Raw genomic sequence first — 9,736 nt, 5'->3', positions numbered from 1 at the left:
CCTGAGCGGGTTTTCAGACACACCTTTAGATATGGATCGGCATCGGGTCTTCCTTGAGCCGGTTCTCCATGATCCAGCTCTCCTCGTCCTTGAACAAGTAGGCGCGATGGACGAGCACATTGACCTCGTCGCCCGGATGCAGGATATCCTTCTCGAGCGAACGGTAGGTGATCAGCGTCGTATCGCCGACGACGACCTCGACCATCCACTCGCTGCCGCGAAAATGCAGCTGCTTGATGCGACCAGGCTCCGTTGCCGACACGATGCGGAACTCATGCGGCTTGCCGATCTCGATATACTCGGGACGGATCAGCGCCTTTACGCCTTCGCGGTCCGCCGCCGACTCGAAGCCCTTGAGCTTTGACACATCGCTGACGATCGTCGATTCGCCGATGAAGCTGGCCACGAACTGGGTTTGCGGGCTTTTGTAGATATCCCACGGCGAGCCCTTCTGCTCCAGACGGCCTTTGTTGATGATCATGATCTCGTCGGCGACCTCGATCGCTTCGTCCTGGTCATGCGTGACGAAGATCGACGTAATGCCGAGCCGCTCGATCATCTCCTTGAGCCAAGTCCGCAGCTCCTGACGGATCTTCGCATCGATCGCCGCGAACGGCTCGTCGAGCAGCAGCAGCTGCGGCTCCGGCGCCAGCGCCCGGGCAAATGCGACCCGCTGTCGCTGACCGCCGGAGAGCTGATGCGGCAGCCGGTGCTCGAAGCCCTTCAGCCCGGTCAGCTCGACAAGCGTCATGACCCGGTCGCGGATCTGCTCCTTCGACTGCTTCTTTACCTTCAGTCCGAAGGCGATATTGTCATACACGGTCATATGCTTGAACAGCGCGTAGTTCTGGAAGACGAACCCGATCCCCCGCTCCTGCGGTGGCAGATCGTTGACCCGCTTGCCGTGGAAGACGATATCGCCGGAGGACGGCGTCTCCAGTCCGGCTAGCATGCGCAGGATGGACGTTTTGCCGCCGCCGCTCGGGCCGAGCAGACCGATCAGCCGTCCTTTCTCGATCGTAAAGCTGACGTCCCGGACGGCGTGAAAATCACCGAAATGCTTGTTAAGCTGCGTGACCTCAATATGCATGGCTTAGTGCTCCTTTCGTTTCTTGGCCCACTCCATCAACAGCAATAATCCGATCGATACGGCGGCCAACACCAGCGCTACGCTGTTGGCGGCCAGGACGTTGAAGTTCTCTACATCCTGGTATACCAGCGTCGTCGCCGTCTGCGTCTTGTTCATAATATTGCCGGAGACGACCAGCACCGCGCCAAACTCGCCCATCGAGCGCGCCACCGTCAGCACGACGCCGTAGATAACGCCCCAGCGAATCGACGGCCAGGTCACTTTCCAGAATGTATAGAACGGATAAGCCCCGAGCGTCGAGGCGGCCTCCTCCTGCTGCGTGCCGATCTCCTGCAGCACCGGCATCACCTCGCGGATCATGAGCGGGAAGGTGACGAACAGCGTCGCCAGGATCATCCCCGGCAAGGCGTAGACGACCTTGAAGCCCAGATCCCCGAAGAAGCTGCCGATGATCGTATTCGGTCCGAGCAGCAGCACGATCATCAGACCGCCGATGACCGGCGACACCGCGAACGGCAGATCGACGATGCTGTTGAGCAACTGCCGCAGTCTCTTGCCCAGCCACGTCGCACGGACGAGGTACAGCGCGAGCATAACGCCGAACAACGTATTAATGAAGGTAACGGTAACGACGATCAGGCCGGTCATGTACAGCGCATGCAGCGACTGCGGACGACGCAGCGCATCTATGAAACCGCCGAAGCCTTCCTCCCACGAGCCGATGAAGATGCGCACTAGCGGGATGATGATCAGAATCGTAAAGACGGCATAGGTCAGTGTAATCCATAGTCTCTTCATGCGCCCGCCCTCCTCGACTGGATCACATTAACGATCCACAAGATCAGGAAGGACAAGGTCAGCAGCACGATCGAGACGGCTGCGGCTCCCTGCGGGTTGTCGCTCTCGACCTCGCCGAAGATATAGACCGAAGCGACCAGCGTCCGGCCCGGGATATTGCCCGCGATCAGGACAACGGCGCCGAACTCGGCGAGCGCTCGCGAGAAAGCGAGCATGCCGCCGCTCAGGATGCCCGGCGTCATCGTCGGCAAGATAATCTGAAAGAAAGTCTTGGCCTTCGATGCGCCCAGCGTGTACGCTGCCTCTTCCTCGGAGCGATCCATCTCCTCGAGCAGCGGCTGCACCGCCCGGATGACGAACGGGAAGGTGACGAACACCATCGCGATCACGATCGCCGGCTCATGGAAGACGATCTCGATGCCGAACCACCCGGCCACATCGCCCGCCAGACTGTTTGGTCCGAGCAGCAGCAGGATCATCAGACCGCCGACGGCGGTCGGCAGCGCGAACGGCAGATCGACGAGACTGTTCAGCAGGCGGCGTCCCCAGAAGGAGTAGCGAATCAGCACCCAGCCGATCATTGTGCCGACCGCGATATTGATCAACGCCGCGATGAGCGCCAGACGGATCGTCAGCAGGACGGCTTTCCAGGCCAGGGGATCGCTGACGCTCTCCCAGAAGGGCTGCCAGCCAAGCGAGAAGGACTGACCGTAGACGCCGATGATGGGTAGGACGATTAGGATAATAAAATAAAGCATGACGGTGCTGCGGAACCCAAAGCTCCACCAGCGGCTGCGCAACCTCAAATTCAACGTAGATAACCCTCCCAGACCTTCGGTATGTCCGATCAACCTGATATAGGCAATGCCTTAATTCCTATTAATTCGGTAGGTATTAATACTTTAGCAGAATGTGGGCCGTCCAGTCAATGACAATTTGCGGGGGATGGGCCTTGTTGGGAGGGGCTTGAATCTTGAAACCTTTATCCTATATACGACATCACATTTTTACTTTAAAATGGAAACATAAGGAGGTATAGTTCAAAAACTCCATTCGAATGGTGGGCTATTTATGCGGAGAATTAAAAGTTTGATTTGGATCATCTCTTTCATTCTATTTGTGAGCTTCATTATCTTCGTTTTTTTTGGGAATCCCTTAAAATACTACACGTTGAAAGGAGAATTCGAACAATTCTTAGAAGAAAGATACAACGAAAAATTTAACGTTGAAAAAATTACATTTGATATCATGCACAGAACTTATCATTCCAAAGCAACTCCTGAAAACGAGCCTAAGCTCCGTTTTTATGTGGGGCAAAACAACATTACGAAAGAAATTAATGATGCCTATGAGCTCGAAAAAAAGATTTTTTACAATAATGATTGACATGTTCCTACCGTTTAATTTCTTTATACATTTGTTAGGAGAGTGAAGTGTGTTGTTAAAACGAGTCGTTACATTCATCGTAATTGTTGCGTTTCTTATCCCTTCCTTTGCATTTGCAGAAAACGAAGCGCTTACAGAAAACAGAGGAGACAAAGATATTATATCCATCGAGCAAGCAAAACAAGTTGTTGAAAATGACATCTCAACCTTGACTCCAGAGCATGAATTTTTTGATCTATGGAAAGAAGTTGATGTCGTTTTTTCCTCTGAATTGTACGATATTACCGAGTCGGTAATCGGATACTACTTTAAATTAATGAACTCAAAAGGGACTAATGTGGGGTATTACATTACTGGTGCGAGATCTGATATAACTCCTATTTTACAATACAGCGCTTCGCCACATGAAGATTTTGAGAAACGGGATAAAACCTTAAAAATATATTACTTCAGCGGCAAGAATTTTACCTTTGCCCAAAATGCCGATATCTTAATCAATCAATTAAATGACATGCTTTCAGACCTTGAAAAAAATCAACGCAATCAAACAACAATAGATAAGAAAACCTTGATGGATCAATTAACCTTTAATCGCAATGAAAATGCGCCTTCCCTATGGAATCAGTTGTCTGATAACAAGGTAATGAGCGTTTCTTCTTATCCATCAGCTGGTTGGTTGGATGTTACTCGCATTTACCAACGTCTAGAGGGGGTAGATCATCCAAAAAGCGCTTGCGGTCCTACTTCTTTAGCAATGGCAATTCAATATCTCTCAAGTCTTGGCTACAATGTCCATGACGTATCGCATTTTAATTATTCTTTTCCTCAAATGATTAACGGCTATTATAACTTTTTGAGTTCTAACTTTATGGGCACATCCTCTGGTAATATGAGCTTCTTGGTTCCAACACTGTTGAATATGTATATGACCGGGTGGACTTCAACATCAGTAGACGCTGACTCTTCCGGTGCTATGGATAAATTCAAAGATAGAATTGTAAGCTCTAGACCACCACTGGTAATGTGGGATCAATTATCGTGGTTCCCTTGGATTGATGCCGATGTATATTGGCATTGGCAGACAGGTAATGCGTATAGAACCTCGGGAGGGGCTTTTCAATTTGGAGTTAAAGATCCGGACAATGGTATTAATAACACCTCTACAATTTATTATTCCTGGATAGACAACCAAAATGGTTTCATGTTTGTTTCTTATAAGCAGTCGTAAACGAGACAATTATTAAGTCAAAAATGGAAGATAGGCATTTTACATAGAGGCTGATTCGAGTGGACATCTTAACGCCACAGTCGATCAGCCTCTTTTTAATAAATTCAATTATTTAGCCCCTCGGAACGGACTCCGTCTTGGCGGCAACGCCGAGCACCGCTACCCCTGGACGGGAGACAGAGATCGCCTCATCGGTGAGCATCGTCATGCCGTCACTGCCTGTCTCCGTCGCGAAGGTCAGCACCGTAGGATCGTAGACAACGACGGCATTGATTGTGCTATACGCCGTCGTACCCGCTGCCGCGCTCACCTCAATCGTTGCTGCTTGCCCCGCATAAGCTGCCTCAGAGCCATTGACGGCAGGCGCGGGCAGCGCTGTCGGCTGCGGCTCAGGCTACGAGCCGTTGCCGCCAGGCTCGCCGCCATACACCTCCAGCTCGAATAGTCGGACGCGACCATCGGCGCTTGCATTGCCCTTCGTGACATGCAACCGCAGCCGCTCGGTCGTCACGGGCTGCCACGCCAGCTCCGTGAACTGTCCATAATAGTTGTCGGCCTCGTTGCCGCTAACCGTAGCCACAGTGCTCCAGGCTGTACCGTCCCACGCCTGGAGCTCGAAGTCGGCAAGCTGCATCCCCTTGGCATCGCTCTGACCGCTCCACAGACGAGCCCCAGTAACCTCATAGGCTTCATCCCAAGCCAGCTCCAGCCAGTGCGGGCCGTCTGCGCCGCTCACCCAGCGGTCGGCTGCTGTATGTCGGTTGCCATTAATCGCATAGGTTGGCGGGAAGCTGCCGCTCTCATGACTGGAGCTCGCCGTCACCGTCGCTAGCGGGGCGATGTTGGGCAACGCTGGCGGTGTCGTGATCTCCATTTCCGCTCGCCCCGTGACGCCCGAGCCATCCTGCGCCTCGGCGATGATCGTGACGTGACCTGGATCCAGCGCTGTCAATACGCCATTGGCATCGATCGAGGCCAGCGCAGACGGCTGACCGTCCGCCGCCTCCACCCGCCAATCGACCGCTGTATTGTCGGCGTTGAGCGGCAGCACTTGGGCTGTGATCGTCAGCGACTGCCCCGCGTCGAGCTGCGAGATTCGATGCTCCGGCATGAGCTGGATCGCATGGACATAGACTGGCGTGATCTCCGGCTCTTGCGGATCGGGATCATGCTCCCATACCTCCAGCTCGAATACGCGGGCGTGGTTATCATTGGTCTGCGGACTGACGGTGCCGTTCGTAACGTACAGACGCAGCTTGTCGGTATGGATGACCGGGAAGGTCAGGTCGTTGAACTGGTTGATGCGAGCATCCATCGGATTGTTGGTGACCGCCGCCGCTTCCTTCCAGACGCCATCCTCCCAGTACTGGATCTGAAAATCGCGGATCTGCCAGTTCGTCGTGCCCGCCCCGGCGCCGCTCCACAGCCGCACCCGATCGATATCGTAGCTCTGCGGCCACGTCAGCTCCAGCCAGTGCGGCGCCTGCGTGCCGGTAGCGGTGATCCAGCGGCTGTTGGTATCCTTGGAGCCGTCAACCGCCAGCGTAGCCGGGTAGAGCGGATTGGCGGAGCTGGCCGCCACGTCAGCGAGCAACGACAGATTCTGCTTGCCTGGCAGCGGCTCCGGCTCCAGCTCCGGAGGCGTCGCTGGCGGCTCGATCTGACCATATTCGTACAGCAATAGATCGTCGATCGTCACCGCCCCGGCCGCATCCTGCTTGTAGAGGTAGATGACAGCCCCTGACGCAGCCGGTCCGGTCGTGAAGACGACCTCGCGCCCGGCATACGTCGATCCCGTGCCGAATGCCACATCCTTGGCGGCTTGGCCATGGTTTTTGACGCCGAGCAGCACCCGCCCGCTGTTCGTGCTGGCGGCGTAGCCGGACAGCTTGTAGATCGTATTAGGCTTGAGCGCGATCGTCTGCTCGATGCCCGAGACGGCATTCGTCAGCCTGGCTGCGCGCTCGCCTGTGCGGACGTCGGTCTCGACGACTGCTGCGCCGCCATACGTATTGCCCCATCCGGCGAAGCCGTCCTCGAAGCCTGGATTGACGAGCAGATTGACGATCTCCGCGCCGGGCGGCACGGTGCCTGCCGGGACACCCGGCCCCTCGTAGGCGCCGATATTCGGCTGCCCTGCAGCGGGCACCGGATTCCCGAAGAAGTCCAGACCGCCGTTGTTCGCGATCTGCTTGCCCGTGCCGATCGCAGGCGAGCCCTCGAGGAGTTGATAACCGGCCAGCGTATCGCGACCGATCCGTCCAGTGCCTGGCGCAACCAGCATCGGGTCGGCGACGATTTTGTTCGCATCCATGCTGAGCACATTTTGCGGATGATTGCCGTAGAACAGATTGTTGTCGAAAACATTGCCCGTACTGGAGCCGAGGTTGTAGCCGCCGCTGCCGTGATTGATGATAATATTGTTCGTATACGTCTGATTTTTGGCCCAGCCGCCCCAGTTCAGCGTGTCCACGACCTTCGTCGTTGAGTTCGGCGGGATGTAGACGGTGTTGTTGTAGATGTGCGTATTTTCCGGCGTGCCGCTAAAGTTAAACACTGCGCCGAGATCGCTCTGGCTGATGTTGTAGCGGATGATCGTATCGCGATTGTAGTTGGCCGCCTGCGTGCCGTCATTAACTGCCAGCGACATCCCGCCCGCATTGTTGTGGCTGTAGTTGTACTGGATGATCGTGCCTTCGCTCTTGTAGTCGGAGTCGTAGGCCATCGCATCGCCGCCGGGGTGCGTGTTGAACACCTCGTTGTACTGGATGATCGAATCCTTGGACTCAAAAAACCAGAGCGGCACATGGTAGCTGGTCGACCGCTTGTGCGTATCATAGACGACGTTGCGCTCGATCAGGCCGTTCGTCGTATTGAGCACGAAGGCACCGTCGCCGCCGATGTCGTAGATAACGTTGTCCGAGACCTTGTTATTGAAGGAATAGGGTCGGCTGCCGCCGTTCAGGTAGATCCCGACGCTGTCCAGCGAATAGATCTTGTTGTGCTGGATCGTCACATCGGTGACGACATAGTTCCAGCTCGGGTCCCAGATGATAATGCCGCCGTTGTGGGCATAGTCCATCGCCAGACTGCCCTTGACGCTATGGATGTCGAGGTACTCGAAGACGAAGTGGCGGTATACCTTCGGGTTGTTCCAGCCGCCGCTATTGCCTGCGACATGGATGCCGCGCCGCTCGCCGCCCGTCGCAGCGTAGTTCGTAATCTCGAGGTTGCGAACCTCCCAGTACTCCTGACTGTAAAAGTACACCGCCGTCGATGCGCCGTCGCCAGCAATCAGCGGCTTCGGACCGTCGCCGTAGCGGTCGATCCGGATCGGACTGCCCTCGATGCCAGAGCCCTTGGGATGCAGCGTCCCTTTCCAAACGCCGCCCGCCTTGAAGCGGATCGTGTCGCCCGGGGCAAAGGTCGTCGCGTTGACCTTGTTCAGACTGCGCCAGGCCGTCGCCTCGCTGGTGCCGCTGCTCGCGTCGTCGCCAGCCAGCGCATCGACATAATAGACGACGCCTGCCTCCTCTAGCACCTCTGCCGCCTCTGCCTGCTCTGGCTGCCAGAAGGGCAAGCCCGCTCCTGCCAGCAGCACGAACGCCAGCACTATACGGATCAATCGGTTTGCGTTCGACATCCTCGATCTGTTCATATATGTACCTCCTTGGATACTTGAATGTTGGATGGGCTTGGTCATAATACGCCCAGTTTCAGTTGCTCCAGCGCTGGCAGTCGCTCGACTCGAGCGTTGTTCGCGTGGTCATCGATGTACCGCTCATAAGCTGCTTCGAGATGCAGCTTGCGCACCTGATCCCGCACCTCCTCGAAATCCGGTCGATTGCCTGCCTCTCGTGACTGGATGTGCACGACGACATAACGCCCCTCCGAGGCATCGTCGACAACCTGCGGCGCGCCGCCTCGGACAGCGCTTTCACGAAGTGCAGTATAGAGCGCATGCGCGGACCGGAACATCCGCGAGGCCGACCGCTCGTCGAGCACGAGCCCCGGCTCGTAGACGACGCTTGGCGCTGGCGAGCTGTCTGGCAGTGCCACGGGGTCTGGGGTGCCGATTAAGTCTGCTTCGGCCTGGGTGCGCTCCAATTCAGCTGCTCCATCAGATGTCGCTTTGTGCGCGCCCTCCTGTCCGATCCCCTCCTCAAGCTGTGTGCGGATCGCCTCGGCCGTACGAAGGGCGGCATCGCGCCGCTCTTGCTCGCTGCCGTCCTCGGACTTCCCGGGTTCCCCAGATTCTCGATACGACACGGTATAAAGATCATAAACGATGCGATCCTCCACCGGCATCAGATCCGGCACTTCCTGCTCATAGTAGGCACGCAGCTCCGCTTCCGTCGGCGCCAGTTCTTCTCGTGCGAGCTCTTCGCGCAGCGTAGTGCGGATCTTGCTCCGGTAGAAGTCGATGAAGCCGTCCGCTTCGAAGCGCACTGGACCGTAGATCGGCTCGCCCTTGGCGACGGCCGCTTCCCGTCGTTTGTTCTCCTGCGCCATCAGAGCGAGTAGGTCTGTATATAGAGCGCTTTCAATAATGTCATGTTGATAAGCCTGCCGAAGCTCTACCTTCATCCGCACTGCATCCTTCAGCGCCTGCTCCCGCAAGGTCTGGAGCGGGGTCTGCCCCGCGTACGAGCGGTTCCAAAAGAACTCGTCGTACTCCGCACCGTACGCCGAGGCGTACGCATCGATCAGCGCTGCGCGTCGCATCCCCGCGAAGTGCGCCAGCTCCGCCGCTATGACGGGATCGCCGTCTACCGTGGCAACCACCGTCTCGTCTGGAGAGCCTGGAGAGGCTCCAGTGCTTGTCGTCGCGGTATTGTTAGCCGGGATTGCATCACCTGCCAGTGCGCCGCAGCCGCTCATTACCACGCTTATACCGACGAGTAGAGCAGCTGTCAGCATTAACAGCGGCGTGCCGCGTCTCGAGAGAGTTGCTGAGGTGGTGCGCATGTTGTTTCCCTCCTTTGTTCAGGATGCCCTCAGGATGATACGGCTGCTTGGTATCTATAGACCAGGAAGCCGCCGAGCGCCCAAAGTGGGCGATTTTCGTACATATCATGGCCAGGACGCTGCCAATGCGGTCATTGCTTTTGTGCGATCTTTCGCACAAGTCCTGACCAATCGGGGCCGTGATGTCACTTTTGTGCGATCTTTCGCACAAGTCTGGACCAATCGGGGACCCGGGGCCACTTTCGGTGCGATTTTTCGCACAAGTC

8 protein-coding genes are annotated in these 9,736 nt (G+C 56.1%); 2 read left to right on the top strand and 6 right to left on the bottom strand.

The annotated features are described in order from the left end of the window. Positions 1-25: 25 nt before the first annotated feature. Genes PA598K_RS11355 through cysT form a run of 3 tightly spaced genes read right to left on the bottom strand, consistent with a single transcriptional unit; the run spans position 26 to position 2,700 of the window. Positions 26-1,090, bottom strand: coding sequence for a sulfate/molybdate ABC transporter ATP-binding protein (locus PA598K_RS11355; RefSeq protein WP_128657069.1), 1,065 nt, complete (start codon positions 1,088-1,090; stop codon positions 26-28). A 3-nt stretch (positions 1,091-1,093) separates the two neighbouring features. After that, the gene (locus PA598K_RS11350) at positions 1,094-1,888 is read right to left on the bottom strand and encodes a sulfate ABC transporter permease subunit (RefSeq protein WP_128657068.1); all 795 of its coding nucleotides are present in this window, start codon (positions 1,886-1,888) and stop codon (positions 1,094-1,096) included. Beyond that, the gene (gene cysT, locus PA598K_RS11345) at positions 1,885-2,700 is read right to left on the bottom strand and encodes a sulfate ABC transporter permease subunit CysT (RefSeq protein ID WP_128657067.1); all 816 of its coding nucleotides are present in this window, start codon (positions 2,698-2,700) and stop codon (positions 1,885-1,887) included. Before cysT ends, PA598K_RS11350 begins: the two co-directional genes overlap by 4 nt. A gap of 259 nt (positions 2,701-2,959) precedes the next feature. Here cysT and PA598K_RS11340 point away from each other — a divergent pair, with 259 nt between their 5' ends. Next, a complete protein-coding gene (locus PA598K_RS11340) occupies positions 2,960-3,274 on the top strand; it encodes a YfjL-like protein (RefSeq protein WP_128657066.1) in 315 nt (104 codons plus the stop codon). A 49-nt stretch (positions 3,275-3,323) separates the two neighbouring features. Further along, positions 3,324-4,502: a hypothetical protein gene (locus PA598K_RS11335; protein WP_128657065.1), complete on the top strand. Its 1,179-nt coding sequence runs from the start codon at positions 3,324-3,326 to the stop codon at positions 4,500-4,502. A gap of 112 nt (positions 4,503-4,614) precedes the next feature. On the opposite strand, the gene PA598K_RS11330 is transcribed toward PA598K_RS11335, so the two are convergent. The 3 genes from PA598K_RS11330 to PA598K_RS11320 form a co-directional block, all read right to left on the bottom strand. Further along, positions 4,615-4,812 (bottom strand): hypothetical protein, encoded by a 198-nt coding sequence (locus tag PA598K_RS11330; protein WP_128657064.1) that lies wholly within the window; start codon positions 4,810-4,812, stop codon positions 4,615-4,617. A gap of 84 nt (positions 4,813-4,896) precedes the next feature. Beyond that, a complete protein-coding gene (locus PA598K_RS11325) occupies positions 4,897-8,160 on the bottom strand; it encodes a discoidin domain-containing protein (RefSeq protein WP_185601844.1) in 3,264 nt (1,087 codons plus the stop codon). A 41-nt stretch (positions 8,161-8,201) separates the two neighbouring features. Next, positions 8,202-9,470, bottom strand: coding sequence for a hypothetical protein (locus PA598K_RS11320; RefSeq protein WP_128657062.1), 1,269 nt, complete (start codon positions 9,468-9,470; stop codon positions 8,202-8,204). Positions 9,471-9,736 lie beyond the last annotated feature (266 nt).

The organism is Paenibacillus sp. 598K (assembly GCF_003851045.1).
In the GTDB taxonomy this organism is placed as follows: Bacteria; Bacillota; Bacilli; order Paenibacillales; family Paenibacillaceae; genus Paenibacillus_D.
This window is presented reverse-complemented; position numbering and strand designations above follow the sequence as displayed.